A 15,626-nucleotide genomic window follows, 5' to 3' on the forward strand; every position below is an offset into this window, starting at 1 on the left:
CGCCGACGGGCGCACGGCCGGGGTGTCGGTCCCCGCCAGTAGGGTGGGAAGCATGGCAGACCCCTCCAGCTACCGTCCCGAACCGGGTCAGATCCCCGACTCCCCGGGGGTCTACAAGTTCCGCGACGAGCACCGCCGGGTGATCTACGTCGGGAAGGCGAAGTCCCTGCGCCAGCGGCTGGCCAACTACTTCCAGCCGCTCACGAGCCTGCACCCGCGCACCGCCACCATGGTGACCACGGCCGCCTCCGTGGAGTGGACCGTCGTGTCCACCGAGGTCGAGGCGCTCCAGCTGGAGTACTCCTGGATCAAGGAGTTCGACCCCCGGTTCAACGTCAAGTACCGGGACGACAAGAGCTACCCGTACCTCGCGGTGACCATGAACGAGGAGTTCCCCCGCGTCCAGGTCATGCGCGGCCACAAGAAGAAGGGCGTGCGCTACTTCGGGCCGTACGCGCACGCGTGGGCGATCCGCGAGACCGTCGACCTCATGCTGCGGGTCTTCCCCGTCCGCACCTGCTCGGCCGGCGTCTTCCGGAACGCGGCCTCGGCCGGCCGGCCCTGCCTCCTCGGCTACATCGGCAAGTGCTCGGCGCCCTGCGTCGGCCGGGTCACACCCGAGGAGCACCGCGAACTGGCGGAGGACTTCAGCGACTTCATGGCCGGCCGCACCGGTACGTACATCCGCCGCCTCGAGAAGCAGATGATGATCGCGGCCGAGGACATGGAGTACGAGAAGGCCGCCCGGCTCCGCGACGACGTGGGAGCCCTGCGCCGGGCCATGGAGAAGAACGCGGTCGTCCTCGCCGACGCCACCGACGCCGACCTCGTCGCCCTCGCCGAGGACGAGCTGGAGGCCGCCGTCCAGATCTTCCACGTGCGCGGCGGACGCGTCCGGGGCCAGCGCGGCTGGGTCACCGACAAGGTCGAGGCCGTCGACACGGCCGGTCTCGTCGAGCACGCCCTCCAGCAGCTGTACGGCGAGGAGACCGGCGAGACGGTCCCCAAGGAGGTCCTGGTCCCCGCGCTCCCCGAGGACGCCGACGCCGTCTCCGCGTGGCTCTCCGGCCGCCGGGGCTCCCTCGTCTCGCTGCGCGTGCCGCAGCGCGGCGACAAGAAGTCCCTGATGGAGACCGTCGCCCGCAACGCGCAGCAGGCCCTCGTCCTGCACAAGACCAGGCGGGCCAGCGACCTCACCACCCGCTCCCGGGCCCTGGAGGAGATCGCCGAGGCCCTGGACCTGGACTCCGCGCCGCTGCGGATCGAGTGCTTCGACATCTCGCACCTCCAGGGCGAGGACGTGGTGGCGTCCATGGTCGTCTTCGAGGACGGGCTGCCCCGCAAGAGCGAGTACCGCCGCTTCCAGATCAAGGGCTTCGAGGGGCAGGACGACGTCCGGTCCATGCACGAGGTGATCGGCCGCCGCTTCAGGCGCTACCTCGCCGAGAAGGAGAGGACGGGGGAGTGGGGGGACGGCGAGGTCCCGGCCGAGGACCCCGAGGACGACGGGCGGCCCAAGCGGTTCGCGTACCCGCCGCAGCTCGTCGTGGTCGACGGCGGGCAGCCCCAGGTCGCCGCCGCGCGGCGCGCCCTGGACGAGCTGGGCATCGACGACGTCGCGGTCTGCGGGCTCGCCAAGCGCCTGGAGGAGGTCTGGCTGCCCGGCGACGACGACCCGGTGGTGCTGCCCCGCTCCAGCGAGGGCCTCTACCTCCTCCAGCGGGTGCGTGACACCGCTCACGACTTCGCCATCCGCTACCAGCGCTCCAAGCGGACCAAACGCATCCGGACCGGTCCCCTGGACGCCGTCCCCGGGCTCGGCGAGACCCGCAAGCAGGCGCTGATCAAGCACTTCGGTTCGGTGAAACGGCTCCGGCAGGCGACGATCGAACAGATTTGCGAGGTCCCCGGCATGGGGCGGAAGACGGCGGAGGCCGTCGTCGCGACCCTCGCGCGGGCGGTCCCGGCCGCCCCCGCCGTCAACATGGCGACGGGCGAGATCCTGGAGGACGATGTGTCCCCCGCCCCGGCCGTTCCCGTGCCGGGCGCTCCCGCCGCGGACGCGGCGGCGGGGACGGCGGCGGAGGGCGACGGGCCCCCCGTCCCGCCCGCGTCCGCCGCGCACGCGGCCGCAGGGGGGATCATGGAGGACGACGGGGACGGCGCGGCACGACCGCGCGCGAACGGCACCACGAGCACCACCGAGAAGACGGAGCAGGACACGTGAGTACGGGCACCAAGGAGACCCCCGGCGGCAGCGGCGCCGAGGCGGCCATTCCCGAGCTGGTGATCATCTCCGGCATGTCCGGGGCCGGCCGGTCCACCGCGGCGAAGTGCCTGGAGGACCTGGGCTGGTTCGTGGTGGACAACCTGCCGCCCGCGCTGATCCCCACCATGGTGGAGCTCGGCGCCCGCTCCCAGGGCAACGTCGCCAGGATCGCGGTCGTCGTGGACGTCCGCGGCCGGCAGTTCTTCGACAACCTGAGGGAGTCCCTCGCCGACCTGGACGCCAAGGGGGTCACCCGACGGATCGTCTTCCTCGAGTCCTCCGACGAGGCCCTGGTCCGGCGCTTCGAGTCGGTCCGCAGGCCGCACCCGCTCCAGGGCGACGGCCGCATCACCGACGGCATCGCCGCCGAGCGCGACCTGCTGCGCGAGCTGCGCGGCGACGCCGACCTCGTGATCGACACCTCCAGCCTCAACGTCCACGAACTGCGCGCCAAGATGGACGCCCAGTTCGCCGGTGACGAGGAGCCCGAGCTGCGGGCCACCGTGATGTCCTTCGGCTTCAAGTACGGCCTGCCGGTCGACGCCGACCTGGTCGTGGACATGCGCTTCCTGCCGAACCCGCACTGGGTCCCCGAGCTGCGCCCCTTCACCGGCCTCAACGAGGAGGTGTCGAACTACGTCTACAACCAGCCCGGCGCCAAGGAGTTCCTGGACCGCTACACCGAGCTGCTCCAGCTGATCGCCGCGGGCTACCGCCGCGAGGGCAAGCGGTACGTGACGATCGCGGTCGGCTGCACGGGCGGCAAGCACCGCTCGGTGGCCACCGCCGAACGCCTCGCCGCCCGCCTCGCCGCCGAAGGGGTCGAGACCGTCGTCGTGCACCGGGACATGGGGCGCGAGTGAAGCCGTACCGCCGGCGTGCCTCCACCCTCACGGTGCGGCGCACGCTCCGCAGACGCGGCGCCCAGCCGAAGGTCGTCGCGCTGGGCGGGGGCATGGGCCTCTCGGCCTCCCTCGCCGCCCTCCGCCGGATCACCGGCGACCTCACCGCCGTCGTCACCGTCGCCGACGACGGCGGCTCCAGCGGCCGGCTCCGGGAGGAGCTGGGCGTCCTGCCCCCCGGCGACCTGCGCAAGGCGCTCGCCGCGCTCTGCGGCGACGACGACTGGGGCCAGACCTGGGCACGGGTGATCCAGCACCGCTTCCAGTCCAAGGGCGAGATCAACGGCCACGCCGTCGGCAACCTGCTGATCGTCGCCCTCTGGGAACAGCTCGGCGACCCCGTCCAGGCACTGGACCTGGTCGGGCTGCTGCTCGGCGCGCAGGGCCGGGTGCTCCCCATGTCCGCCGTGCCGCTGGAGCTCCAGGCCCTGGTCAGGGGCCACGACCCGGAGCGGCCGGACGACGTGGACACCGTGTGCGGCCAGGCGACCGTGGCGCTCACCCCCGGTGAGGTGCAGTCCGTGCACCTCGTGCCGAACGACCCGCCGGCCGTCCCCGAGGCGGTCGCGGCCGTCCTGGACGCCGACTGGGTCGTCCTGGGCCCCGGCTCCTGGTTCTCCTCGGTGATCCCGCACCTCCTGGTGCCCGAACTCCTCGACGCGCTGGCCGAGACCAAGGCCCGCAAGGTGCTCTCCCTGAACCTCGCGCCGCAGCCCGGAGAAACCGACGGCTTCTCCCCGCAGCGTCATTTGGAGGTTTTGGGGCGACACGCCCCTAAACTCGCCCTGGACGTGGTGCTGGCCGACGAGGCCGCCGTGCCCGACCGCGACTCCCTCGCCGACGCCGCCAAGCGGCTCGGCGCCGCGGTCGAGCTGGCGCCGGTGGCCGGGTCCGACGGCTCCGCGAAGCACGATCCGGAGCTGCTGGCCGCCGCGTACGACCGTATTTTTCGGATGCATGGAAGGATCGGCCCATGGCGATGACGGCAGCGGTGAAGGACGAGATCTCCCGGCTTCCCGTCACCCGGACCTGCTGCAGGAAGGCAGAGGTCTCGTCGATCCTGCGGTTCGCGGGCGGGCTGCACCTGGTGAGCGGCCGCATCGTGATCGAGGCGGAGCTGGACACGGCGATGGCGGCGCGCCGCCTGAAGCGGGACATCCTGGAGATCTTCGGACACAGTTCCGAACTGATCGTGATGGCCCCCGGCGGACTGCGGCGCGGTTCGCGCTTCGTGGTGAGGGTGGTCGCCGGGGGCGACCAGCTGGCCCGCCAGACGGGTCTCGTGGACGGCCGGGGCCGCCCCATCCGGGGTCTGCCCCCGCAGGTGGTGTCCGGGGCCACCTGTGACGCGGAGGCCGCCTGGCGCGGGGCCTTCCTCGCGCACGGCTCGCTGACCGAGCCCGGCCGGTCCTCCTCCCTGGAGGTCACCTGCCCGGGCCCCGAGGCCGCCCTCGCCCTCGTCGGCGCCGCCCGCCGGCTCTCCATCGCGGCGAAGGCCCGCGAGGTGCGGGGCGTGGACCGGGTCGTCGTCCGTGACGGCGACGCGATCGGCGCCCTCCTCACCCGGCTCGGCGCGCACGAGTCGGTGCTCGCGTGGGAGGAGCGCCGGATGCGGCGCGAGGTCCGTGCCACCGCCAACCGCCTGGCCAACTTCGACGACGCCAACCTGCGCCGCTCGGCCCGCGCCGCGGTGGCCGCCGGGGCCCGTGTGCAGCGTGCCCTAGAGATCCTGGGGGAGGAGGTGCCCGAGCACCTCGCCGCGGCCGGCCGGCTCCGCATGGAGCACAAGCAGGCCTCCCTGGAGGAGCTGGGCGCGCTCGCCGACCCGCCGCTGACCAAGGACGCGGTGGCCGGCCGGATCCGCCGGCTGCTCGCCATGGCCGACAAGCGGGCCCAGGACCTGGGCATCCCCGGGACCGAGTCCAACCTGACCGAGGAGCTGGACGACAGCCTGGTCGGCTGACCCGTACGGAATCCTCAACTCCGCGCTGCCGGTGCCTTTCTGAGGCGCCGGCAGCTTCTTCATGACCCCGCGCGGCGGCCTTGACAGGGGCATGAGCGCCCATGAGCCTGGCGTCTGTTCACCCGAGAGACCGTTCATCTTCCGAGGCAGACGACACCAAGGGGAGCTCATGAGACGCAGAGCGAGATCGATCCTCGCCGCGGCTTCACTGCTGATCGCCGGAGTGGCGGCGGCACCCGTCGCCGGAGCGCAGCCGAACGACCGGCACGGCGGTGACGCCCTCTCCGTGTGGCGCGCCGAGGTCACCAAGGAGCAGGTCCCGCTCCTCCTCGAGGCCGGCGCCGACGCGCACGAACTGACCGAACGGGTGCCCGCCCGGGGCGCCGCCACGGTCGAGCTCTTCCTCACGGGCGCCCAGGCCGGACAGCTGCGCGGCAAGGGCGTCGAACTCGCCGAGCACCGGCTGCCGGCCGCGGCCGAGAGGCGGGTCGCCGGAGCCGGCGACGGCGTCTTCCGCCCGTACGGCGGCCCCGGCGGCCTCAAGCAGGAGATCCTGGACACGGCCCGGACCCACCCCGGACTCACCAAGGCCGTCTCCATCGGCAAGACCCTCAAGGGCCAGGACATCCTCGCCCTCAAGATCAGCAAGGGCGCCCGGAGCACCGGGGACGGCTCCAAGCCGGCCACGCTGTACATGTCCAACCAGCACGCGCGCGAGTGGATCACCCCCGAGATGACCCGGCGGCTGATGCACCTCTACCTCGACGGCTACGGCAAGGACGAGCGGATCACCCGGATCGTCGACTCCACCGAACTGTGGTTCGTGCTCTCCGCCAACCCCGACGGGTACGACCACACGCACGCCGACCCCGCCAACCGGCAGTGGCGCAAGAACCTCCGCGACAACGACGGCGACGGCAGGATCGGGCCCGGCGACGGCGTCGACCTCAACCGCAACTTCGCCTACAAGTGGGGCTACGACAACGAGGGCTCGTCCCCCGACCCGGCCGACGAGACCTTCCGCGGCAAGGGACCCATGTCGGAGCCCGAGACCAGGGCCCTCGACGCCTTCCAGAAGCGCATCGGCTTCGCGTACGGCGTCAACTACCACTCGGCCGCCCAGCTCCTGCTGTACGGCGTCGGCTGGCAGGTCGCCACCGGCACCCCCGACGACGTCGCCCTCAAGGCCCTCGCCGGCACCCCCGAGAACTCCGCCGTGCCCGGCTACCGGCCGCAGGTCTCCTCCGAGCTGTACATCACCAACGGCGAGGCGGACGGACACGCCGCCAACGTCAACGGGATGCAAATGTTCACCCCGGAGATGTCGACCTGCGCCACCGCCTCCCGGGTCGACCCGAACGACGCCTGGAACCCGGCCGACTGCGCCTCCGTCTTCACCTTCCCGGACGACGAGAAGCTGATCCGGGCGGAGTTCGAGAAGAACGTGCCCTTCGCGCTCGCCGTCGCCGAGACCGCCGCCCACCCGGACCGGCCCGTCTCCCCGGTCGGCATCGAGGCCCCCGACTTCACCCCGAAGGCCTTCACCACCTCCTACGCCCGCGGCGGGGAGCAGGAGGTCGCCGTCACCGCCCGCAAGTCGCTGCGCGGCAAGACCCTCAAGTACCGCGTCAACGGCGGCCGCGTCCACAGCGGGGAACTCCGCCCCTGGAAGGGCGGCGAGACCTACGGCGGGGAGGACAACCTCTACTTCGACGAGTACCGGGGCGAGGTCGAGGGCGCCCGGCCCGGCGACACCGTCCAGGTCTGGTTCACCGCCCGCACCCGCGAGGGACGCGCCACCGCCTCCGCCCCCTTCACCTACGAGGTCGCCGAGCGTCCCCGCGGCGACGTCCTCGTCCTCGCCGACGAGGGCGGCACCACCGCCGGCCGCCACGCCGGCGCGTACGTGAAGGCGCTCGCCGACAACGGCCGCCGGGCCGTCGTCTGGGACGTCGCCACCCAGGGCGCGCCGGACGCCCTCGGCGTCCTCTCCCACTTCGACGCCGTCGTCTGGTACACCGGCGCGGAGAGCCCCTCCGGCGCCGCCCAGCTCGCCGTCCGCTCCTACCTCAACGAGGGCGGCAAGCTGATCAACGCCGGCGAGAAGTCCGGCGGGCTCACCCGGGTCGGCCTCGCCGACACCAACGACTTCGCGCAGTACTACCTCGGCGCCTACCACCGCGCCGGCCTCGCGGCCCCGCCCGCCTTCGCCGGCACCGGCGCCTTCGCGGGCGTCCGCGCCGGTCTGGCCGGCGCCGCCGGCAACCCGCTGGACAACGCGGGCGCGTACACCGTCACCTCGGACACCCTGAACCCGAAGGACTTCCCGCAGTTCGCGAGCAGCGCCTCCGCCGGCGACTACCCGGGCGTCCGCACCCCCTTCGAACCCGCCGAGGGCGCCACCTTCGCCGCGCTCAGGCACGCCGACGACACCTGGGCCCGGCTCACCAGGACCGTCGACCTCACCGGCGTCGGGGCGGACGCGAAGCCCCGCCTGGACTTCCAGGTCAGCCACGACACCGAACCCGGCTACGACAACCTCGTCGTCGAGGCCCACACCGTCGGCCAGGACGACTGGACGACCCTGCCCGACGCCAACGGCGGCACCTCCGCCGAGCCGCCGGCCGACTGCGGCGAGGGCTACTACGTCCGGGGCCACCCCTTCCTCGCCCACTACCTCACCGTCGGCGAGGACGGCTGCGCCGCCACCGGCACCACCGGTTCCTGGAACGCCTTCACCGGTCCCTCCAACGGCTGGCGGCAGGCCTCCGTCGACCTGAGCGCCTGGGCGGGCAGGAAGGTCGAGCTCTCGATCGCCTACATCTCCGACCCCGGCACGGGCGAGACGGGCGCCTTCGTCGACGACACCCGGCTCGTCACCGGCACCACCACCGAGGCCGAGGGATTCGAGACCTCCCTCGGCGCCTGGTCCACGCCGGGCGCCCCGGCCGGCAGCCCCGGCAACGGCGCCGACTGGACGCGTTCCGCCGCGCTCTTCCACTCGCGGGCGGCCGTCACCACCCGGGACACCGTCCTCCTCGGCTACGGCCTGGAGCACGTGCCCGGGACCGCGGAGCGGGCACGGCTCCTCGGCCGCGCCCTCCGCGCCCTCCACCGCTGACGTCCCGGCACGGCCACCCTCCGCCGCTCACGGAGCGTAGTCGGGACAAAAGTCCCACGGCGGCCCTTACCTGTCGGTAGGTACGGGCCGCCGTCCCCTCTTCCTCACTATCCGGGCTCACCCGGATGCGCTCGATGTCACTCCCGGGGGCCCGGGGAGGTAGGGTCGTCAGTGGTCGGGGACATCCCAAAAACAAAAATCTCGCCGGCGTCGAACACACCGGCGTACCTAACGAGGAGATCGGTTCGTGACGATCCGCGTAGGCATCAACGGCTTTGGCCGCATCGGCCGGAACTACTTCCGCGCGCTCCTTGAGCAGGGTGCCGACATCGAGATCGTGGCTGTCAATGACCTGGGTGACACCGCGACCACGGCCCACCTGCTGAAGTACGACACCATCCTGGGACGCCTCAAGGCCGAGGTGACCCACACCGAGAACACCATCACCGTCGACGGCCACACCATCAAGGTGCTGTCCGAGCGGGACCCGGCCGACCTCCCCTGGGGCGAGCTGGGCGTCGACGTCGTCATCGAGTCGACCGGCATCTTCACCAAGAAGGCCGACGCCGAGAAGCACATCGCCGGCGGCGCCAAGAAGGTCCTCATCTCGGCTCCGGCCAAGGACGAGGACATCACCATCGTCATGGGCGTCAACCAGGACAAGTACGACCCGGCGAACCACCACGTCATCTCCAACGCGTCCTGCACCACCAACTGCGTGGCGCCGATGGCCAAGGTCCTCGACGAGAACTTCGGCATCGTCAAGGGCCTGATGACCACGGTCCACGCGTACACCAACGACCAGCGCATCCTGGACTTCCCGCACAAGGACCTGCGCCGCGCCCGCGCCGCCGCGGAGAACATCATCCCGACCACGACCGGTGCCGCCAAGGCCACCGCCCTGGTCCTCCCGCAGCTCAAGGGCAAGCTCGACGGCATCGCGATGCGCGTCCCGGTCCCGACCGGCTCCGCCACCGACCTGGTCGTCACCCTGGACCGCGAGGTCACCAGGGACGAGGTCAACGCCGCGTTCAAGAAGGCCGCCGAGGACGGCGACCTCAAGGGCTTCCTGTTCTACACCGAGGACCCGATCGTCTCCTCCGACATCGTCGGCGACCCGGCGTCCTGCACCTTCGACGCCTCCCTGACCATGGTCCAGGACGGCAAGTCGGTCAAGATCCTCGGCTGGTACGACAACGAGTGGGGCTACTCCAACCGTCTCGTCGACCTCACCGTCTTCGTCGGCGGCCGGCTCTAAGCTTCAGGGCGGGCCTCCGATGTGAGCAGGGCTCGGGCAGCGCAACGAAGCGCTGCGCGAGCCCTGTTCGTGTGCTCCACCGCGTACCAAGGAGTCAGGTAACAGATGAAGACGATCGACGAGCTCCTCCACGAGGGCGTCGAAGGCAAGCGGGTGTTCGTCCGCGCCGACCTCAACGTGCCGCTCGACGGCACCACCATCACCGACGACGGACGCATCCGCGCCGTCGTCCCCACGGTCGAGGCGCTCGTGAACGCGGGCGCCCGGGTCGTGGTCGCCTCGCACCTGGGCCGCCCCAAGGGCGAACCCGACCCGGCGTTCTCCCTCGCGCCGGCCGCCGCGCGCCTCGGCGAACTGCTCGGCACCGGCGTGGCGTTCGCGACCGACACGGTCGGCGACTCCGCCGCCTCCACCGTCGCGGGCCTCGGGAACGGGCAGGTCGCCGTCCTGGAGAACCTCCGCTTCAACCCGGGCGAGACCTCCAAGGACGACGCCGAGCGCGGCGCCTTCGCGGACCGCCTCGCCGCCCTCGCCGACCTCTACGTCGGCGACGGCTTCGGCGCCGTGCACCGCAAGCACGCCTCGGTCTACGACCTCCCGGCGCGCCTCCCGCACGCCGCCGGTTACCTCATCGCCACCGAGGTCGGCGTCCTGAAGAAGCTGACCGACGACGTCAAGCGCCCCTACACCGTCGTCCTCGGCGGCGCCAAGGTCTCCGACAAGCTCGCCGTCATCGACGAGCTGCTCGGCAAGGCCGACCGCCTCCTGATCGGCGGCGGCATGGCGTACACCTTCCTCAGGGCCAAGGGGTACGAGGTCGGCATCTCCCTCCTCCAGGAGGACCAGATCCCGGTCGTCACCGAGTACATGGAGCGCGCCGAGAAGAACGGCGTCGAGCTGGTCCTCCCGGTCGACGTGCTGGTCTCCACGGAGTTCCCCGACCTCAAGACCAAGGCGCCGGCCGTCCACGAGACGGTCGACGCCGACAAGATCCCCGCGGACAAGGAGGGCCTCGACATCGGCCCCCGGACCCGTGAGCTGTTCGCCTCGAAGATCACCGACGCGGAGACCGTCTTCTGGAACGGCCCCGTCGGCGTCGCCGAGCACCCCGACTACGCGAAGGGCACCGGCGCGGTCGCGCAGGCGCTCATCGACAGCAAGGGATTCACCGTGGTCGGCGGTGGCGACTCCGCCGCGGCCGTCCGCAACCTGGGCTTCGACGAGACGAAGTTCGGCCACATTTCGACCGGCGGCGGCGCCTCCCTCGAGTACCTCGAGGGCAAGACGCTTCCCGGCCTCGCCGCACTGGAGGACTGAACACCCGTGAGCACCCGCACCCCGCTGATGGCGGGCAACTGGAAGATGAACCTCAACCACCTGGAGGCCATCGCCCACGTCCAGAAGCTCGCCTTCGCCCTGACCGACAAGGACTACGACGCCGTCGAGGTCGCCGTCCTGGTCCCCTTCACCGACCTGCGGTCCGTCCAGACCCTGGTCGACGGCGACAAGCTGAAGATCAAGTACGGCGCCCAGGACATCTCGGCGCACGACTCCGGCGCCTACACCGGCGAGGTCTCCGGCGCGATGCTGTCCAAGCTGAAGTGCTCCTACGTGGCGGTCGGCCACTCCGAGCGCCGCCAGTACCACGCGGAGGACGACGAGGTCTGCAACGCCAAGGTGAAGGCCGCCTTCAAGCACGGCGTGACCCCGATCCTCTGCGTCGGCGAGGGCCTGGACGTCCGCAAGGCCGGACGGCAGGTCGAGCACACCCTCGCCCAGCTCGACGGCGGCCTGAAGGACGTCCCCGCCGAGCAGGCCGGGACGATCGTGATCGCGTACGAGCCGGTGTGGGCCATCGGCACCGGCGAGGTCGCCACCCCCGAGGACGCGCAGGAGGTCTGCGGGGCGATCCGCGGCCGGCTCGCCGAGCTGTACTCCCAGGAGCTGGCCGACGGGGTCCGCATCCAGTACGGCGGCTCGGTCAAGTCGGGCAACGTCGCGGCCATCATGGCGCAGCCGGACGTCGACGGCGCCCTGGTGGGCGGCGCGGCGCTGGACGACGCGGAGTTCGTCAGGATCGTCCGCTTCCGGGACCAGTGAGTATGCGGTAGCGGAGTTACGTCGTACCCTTGCGGGGGTCGGGCAGGCGCCCGGCCCCCGTCCGTATAAGTCCGAGGAAGTTGGTCCAGCCGTGGTTATGGGGTTCTCGATCGCCCTGATCGTCTTCAGCGCGCTGCTGATGCTGCTCGTGCTGATGCACAAGGGGAAGGGTGGCGGCCTCTCCGACATGTTCGGTGGCGGCATGCAGTCCTCCGTCGGCGGCTCCTCGGTCGCCGAGCGCAACCTGGACCGGATCACCGTCGTGGTCGGTCTGCTCTGGTTCGCCTGCATTGTGGTGCTCGGTCTCCTGATGAAGCTGGACGGGTGACTCCAACCACTGGACGCGCGTTGGGCCTTACGTAGACTGGGGCATCTTCGAGCACCATCACGCAGGGAGTTACGACCGTGGCAAGTGGCAACGCGATCCGGGGAAGCCGGGTCGGAGCGGGGCCGATGGGCGAGGCCGAGCGGGGCGAGTCGGCGCCGCGCCTCCGCATCTCCTTCTGGTGCTCGAACGGGCACGAGACACAGCCGAGCTTCGCCAGCGACGCCCAGGTCCCGGAGACCTGGGACTGCCCGCGCTGCGGCTTCCCGGCCGGTCAGGACCGGGACAACCCGCCGGACCCGCCGCGCACGGAGCCGTACAAGACCCATCTCGCGTACGTGCGCGAACGGCGCAGCGACGCGGACGGCGAGGCGATCCTCGCCGAGGCCCTCGCCAAGCTGCGCGGCGAGATCTGAACGGCGTGACGGTGTGACGGACGGGCCCGGCCCGCGAACTCGGTTCGCGGGCCGGGCCCGTCCGCCGTTCCGGCCCCCCGCCGGACCGCCGTTGTCGGTGGCGTCCCCTACTGTCGGCCGGACGGGAGGGCACCGGACCGAGGGGGCGTCATGGCGGCGACGACGGCAGTGGGCGACAGGGCCGCGCCCGCCTGGCGGGGCGGCTTCGGACGCCTGTGGACGGCCGCCGTCGTCTCCCGCTTCGGCGACTCCCTGCGCGCCGCCGCGCTGCCGCTGCTCGCCGTCTCCCTCACCGACGACCCCCTCCTCATCGCCTCCGTCACCGCCTGCGGCTTCCTGCCCTGGCTGCTCTTCGGGCTCGTCGGCGGAGCCGTCGCCGACCGGGTCGACCAGCGGCGGGCCATGTGGACCGTCGACCTCGTCCGCGCCGGACTCATGGCCGCCTTCGCCGCCGCCGTCGCGCTGGGCCACGCCGGCATCGCCCTGCTGCTCGTCCTCGCCTTCGCCCTCACCACCCTGCAGACCCTCTTCGACAACGCGGCCACCGCCCTGCTTCCCGCCCTCGTCCCGGCCGGCGCCCTGGCCGGGGCCAACGCGCGCCTGACGACCGGTCAGCAGTTCGCGGGCGGCCTCCTCGCCGCGCCCCTGGTGCCCGTCCTGCTCCTCGCCGGCCCCGCCGTGCCGTACGCGGCCGACGCCGCCACCTACGTCCTGGCCGCGCTCCTCGTCGCCTCGCTGCGGACCGCCCCGCCCGCCCGGCCGCCACGGCCGGCCGGGTCCACCCTGCGGACCGAGACGGCCGAGGGGATCGCCGTCCTGCGCGCGGACCGGTCCCTGCGGTGGCTCTGCGCCGCCACCACCCTCTGCAACACCGGGATGGGCGCCCTCATCGCCACCCTGGTCGTCCACGTCACCGACGGCCTGCGCGCCGGACAGACGGGGTACGCGGCGACGATCACCGCCTACGCGGCCGGGGGCGTCGCGGGCGGTTTCCTCGCCCGGCGGATCGGCGCCCGGACCGGACGGACGCGCGCGGTGTTCCTCGCCGGGGCGGCGCAGACCGGCTGCCTGGTCCTCATGGGCACGGTGCCCCTCCTGGGGGTGTCCGTCGGGGCCATGACGGTGTTCGGCTTCATGGGGACGGTGTGGAACGTCCAGCAGACCACCCTCATGCAGGAGAGGACCCCGGAGGGGATGCTCGGCCGGGTCGCCGCGGCCTTCCGCACCCTCGCCGTCGCGGGCGCGCCGCTCGGCGCCCTCCTCGGCGGCGCCGCGGCCGCCGGCTGGGGACCGCACGCGCCCGTCCTCGTCGCGGCGGCGCTGTTCGCGCTCGCCGTCGCGTCGCTGACCCCTCTGATCAATTAGGTTGGAGGGGCAGCGGGGCAGACACGTACGAGAAGAAGTGGGCGATGTCCGAGATGAAGAACGAAGGCCGTACCAGGCTCAACCGGCTGCCCGAGTGGGCGGCCCTCGGCAAGCACCGTGAGCAGCTGGGCGAACTCCACCTGCGCGACCTGTTCGCCGCCGACCCGACGCGCGGCACCGACCTCACCCTGCGGGTCGGCGACCTCTACCTGGACTACTCCAAGCACCTCGTCACCGGCGAGACGCTGGCCCTGCTGCGGGAGCTGGCGGCCGCCACCGGCGTGGCCGAGCTGCGCGACGCCATGTTCCGCGGCGAGAAGATCAACACCACCGAGAACCGGGCGGTCCTCCACACCGCGCTGCGCGCCCCCCGCGACGCCGTGATCGAGGTCGACGGGGAGAACGTCGTCCCCGCCGTCCACGCCGTCCTCGACCGGATGGGCGCCTTCTCCGACAAGGTGCACTCGGGGGAGTGGACCGGGTACACCGGCAAGCCGATCAAGAACATCGTGAACATCGGCATCGGCGGTTCCGACCTCGGTCCCGCCATGGCCTACGAGGTCCTGCGCTCCTACACGCGGCGGGACCTGACGTTCCGTTTCGTCTCCAACGTCGACGGCGCCGACCTCCACGAGGCCGTCCGCGACCTCGACCCCGCCGAGACGCTGTTCATCGTCGCCTCGAAGACCTTCACCACCATCGAGACGATCACCAACGCCACCTCCGCCCGCGACTGGCTCCTCACCGGCCTCCGGGCCGGCCAGGACGCCGTGGCCAAGCACTTCGTGGCCCTCTCGACCAACGCGGGGAAGGTCGAGGAGTTCGGCATCGACACCGCGAACATGTTCGAGTTCTGGGACTGGGTCGGCGGCCGCTACTCCTTCGACTCCGCCATCGGCCTCTCCGTGATGATCGCCATCGGCCCGGAGCGGTTCCGCCAGATGCTCGACGGCTTCCACCTCGTCGACGAGCACTTCCGCACCGCCCCGCCCGAGGAGAACGCCCCGCTCCTGCTCGGCCTCCTCGGCGTCTGGTACGGCGACTTCTTCGACGCCCAGTCGCACGCCGTCCTGCCGTACTCGCACTACCTGTCGAAGTTCACCGCCTACCTCCAGCAGCTCGACATGGAGTCCAACGGCAAGTCGGTGGACCGCGGGGGCGAGCGGGTCGACTGGCAGACCGGACCCGTGGTGTGGGGCACCCCCGGGACCAACGGCCAGCACGCGTACTACCAGTTGATCCACCAGGGGACCAAGCTGATCCCGGCCGACTTCATCGGCTTCGCCCGTCCCGTGGACGACCTGGCGCCCGGCCTCGCCGCCCAGCACGACCTGCTCATGGCCAACTTCTTCGCCCAGACCCAGGCACTCGCCTTCGGCAAGACGCCCGAGGAGGTCCGTGCCGAGGGCGTCCCCGAGGAACTGGTCCCGCACAAGACCTTCCGGGGCGACCACCCCACCACCACGATCCTCGCCGACGCGCTCACCCCGTCCGTCCTCGGGCAGCTGATCGCGCTCTACGAGCACAAGGTCTTCGTCCAGGGCGCGATCTGGAACATCGACTCCTTCGACCAGTGGGGCGTCGAGCTGGGCAAGGTCCTCGCCAAGCGGATCGAGCCGGTCCTGACCGAGGGGAAGGCCGCTGGAGGCGCCGGGGGCGCCGGAGACGCCGAGAAGCTGGACAGCTCGACCGCCGGGCTGGTCGCCGCCTACCGCTCGCTGCGCGGCCGGTAACCGCGCGGGGGAGGACGCGGTACGGCCGCGGCCGGAGCGGGCGCGTACGCCCTGCCCGGCGCCGGGCAGGGCCGGAGCCCGGTGTTCGCCGCCGAAGCCGTACCGGGTCCCCTCGCGCCCGAAGCCGTACCGGGTCTCCTCGCGGCGTCCTTCCCGGAGCCGGCGGACACGCAG

The 15,626-nt window shown here is 72.0% G+C and carries 12 protein-coding genes; all 12 read left to right on the forward strand.

Annotated features, from left to right (window positions below; all coding sequences use genetic code 11):
- Positions 1-52: 52 nt before the first annotated feature.
- The 12 genes from uvrC to pgi all read left to right on the forward strand — a co-directional run bounded on the left by uvrC (position 53) and on the right by pgi (position 15,452).
- Positions 53-2,227 (forward strand): excinuclease ABC subunit UvrC, encoded by a 2,175-nt coding sequence (gene uvrC / locus ACZ3IL_RS21440; protein WP_467392258.1) that lies wholly within the window; start codon positions 53-55, stop codon positions 2,225-2,227.
- Entirely contained in the window at positions 2,224-3,132 is a 909-nt protein-coding gene (rapZ, locus tag ACZ3IL_RS21445; protein WP_467392260.1) for an RNase adapter RapZ, read from the forward strand. Before uvrC ends, rapZ begins: the two co-directional genes overlap by 4 nt.
- Positions 3,129-4,154, forward strand: a complete 1,026-nt coding sequence (locus ACZ3IL_RS21450) for a gluconeogenesis factor YvcK family protein (protein WP_467392262.1) — start codon at positions 3,129-3,131, stop codon at positions 4,152-4,154. Before rapZ ends, ACZ3IL_RS21450 begins: the two co-directional genes overlap by 4 nt.
- Positions 4,145-5,134 (forward strand): DNA-binding protein WhiA, encoded by a 990-nt coding sequence (gene whiA / locus ACZ3IL_RS21455; RefSeq protein WP_030205188.1) that lies wholly within the window; start codon positions 4,145-4,147, stop codon positions 5,132-5,134. Before ACZ3IL_RS21450 ends, whiA begins: the two co-directional genes overlap by 10 nt.
- Before the next feature lie 169 nt (positions 5,135-5,303).
- Positions 5,304-8,255: a M14 family metallopeptidase gene (locus ACZ3IL_RS21460; protein ID WP_467392265.1), complete on the forward strand. Its 2,952-nt coding sequence runs from the start codon at positions 5,304-5,306 to the stop codon at positions 8,253-8,255.
- Between the two features lie 247 nt (positions 8,256-8,502).
- Entirely contained in the window at positions 8,503-9,513 is a 1,011-nt protein-coding gene (gene gap, locus ACZ3IL_RS21465; RefSeq protein ID WP_467392267.1) for a type I glyceraldehyde-3-phosphate dehydrogenase, read from the forward strand.
- Positions 9,514-9,618: 105 nt separating this feature from the next.
- The gene (locus tag ACZ3IL_RS21470) at positions 9,619-10,830 is read left to right on the forward strand and encodes a phosphoglycerate kinase (RefSeq protein ID WP_467392269.1); all 1,212 of its coding nucleotides are present in this window, start codon (positions 9,619-9,621) and stop codon (positions 10,828-10,830) included.
- Between the two features lie 6 nt (positions 10,831-10,836).
- The gene (tpiA, locus tag ACZ3IL_RS21475) at positions 10,837-11,613 is read left to right on the forward strand and encodes a triose-phosphate isomerase (protein ID WP_467392271.1); all 777 of its coding nucleotides are present in this window, start codon (positions 10,837-10,839) and stop codon (positions 11,611-11,613) included.
- Positions 11,614-11,710: 97 nt separating this feature from the next.
- Positions 11,711-11,941, forward strand: coding sequence for a preprotein translocase subunit SecG (gene secG / locus ACZ3IL_RS21480; RefSeq protein WP_030205174.1), 231 nt, complete (start codon positions 11,711-11,713; stop codon positions 11,939-11,941).
- Positions 11,942-12,018: 77 nt separating this feature from the next.
- Positions 12,019-12,354: an RNA polymerase-binding protein RbpA gene (locus ACZ3IL_RS21485; RefSeq protein WP_003976875.1), complete on the forward strand. Its 336-nt coding sequence runs from the start codon at positions 12,019-12,021 to the stop codon at positions 12,352-12,354.
- 150 nt (positions 12,355-12,504) lie between these two features.
- Entirely contained in the window at positions 12,505-13,719 is a 1,215-nt protein-coding gene (locus tag ACZ3IL_RS21490; protein ID WP_467392273.1) for an MFS transporter, read from the forward strand.
- 44 nt (positions 13,720-13,763) lie between these two features.
- A complete protein-coding gene (gene pgi, locus ACZ3IL_RS21495) occupies positions 13,764-15,452 on the forward strand; it encodes a glucose-6-phosphate isomerase (protein WP_467392275.1) in 1,689 nt (562 codons plus the stop codon).
- The last annotated feature ends 174 nt before the right edge of the window (positions 15,453-15,626 follow it).

The organism is Streptomyces sp. NPDC014907, from assembly GCF_055562975.1.

Excerpts from the sequence above, each read along its gene's own strand:
- secG (WP_030205174.1), top strand. The coding sequence starts at position 11,711 with ATGGGGTTCTCGATCGCCCTGATCGTCTTCAGCGCGCTGCTGATGCTG.
- ACZ3IL_RS21470 (WP_467392269.1), top strand. The coding sequence starts at position 9,619 with ATGAAGACGATCGACGAGCTCCTCCACGAGGGCGTCGAAGGCAAGCGG.
- whiA (WP_030205188.1), top strand. The coding sequence starts at position 4,145 with ATGGCGATGACGGCAGCGGTGAAGGACGAGATCTCCCGGCTTCCCGTC.
- ACZ3IL_RS21460 (WP_467392265.1), top strand. The coding sequence starts at position 5,304 with ATGAGACGCAGAGCGAGATCGATCCTCGCCGCGGCTTCACTGCTGATC.
- uvrC (WP_467392258.1), top strand. The coding sequence starts at position 53 with ATGGCAGACCCCTCCAGCTACCGTCCCGAACCGGGTCAGATCCCCGAC.
- ACZ3IL_RS21490 (WP_467392273.1), top strand. The coding sequence starts at position 12,505 with ATGGCGGCGACGACGGCAGTGGGCGACAGGGCCGCGCCCGCCTGGCGG.
- pgi (WP_467392275.1), top strand. The coding sequence starts at position 13,764 with ATGTCCGAGATGAAGAACGAAGGCCGTACCAGGCTCAACCGGCTGCCC.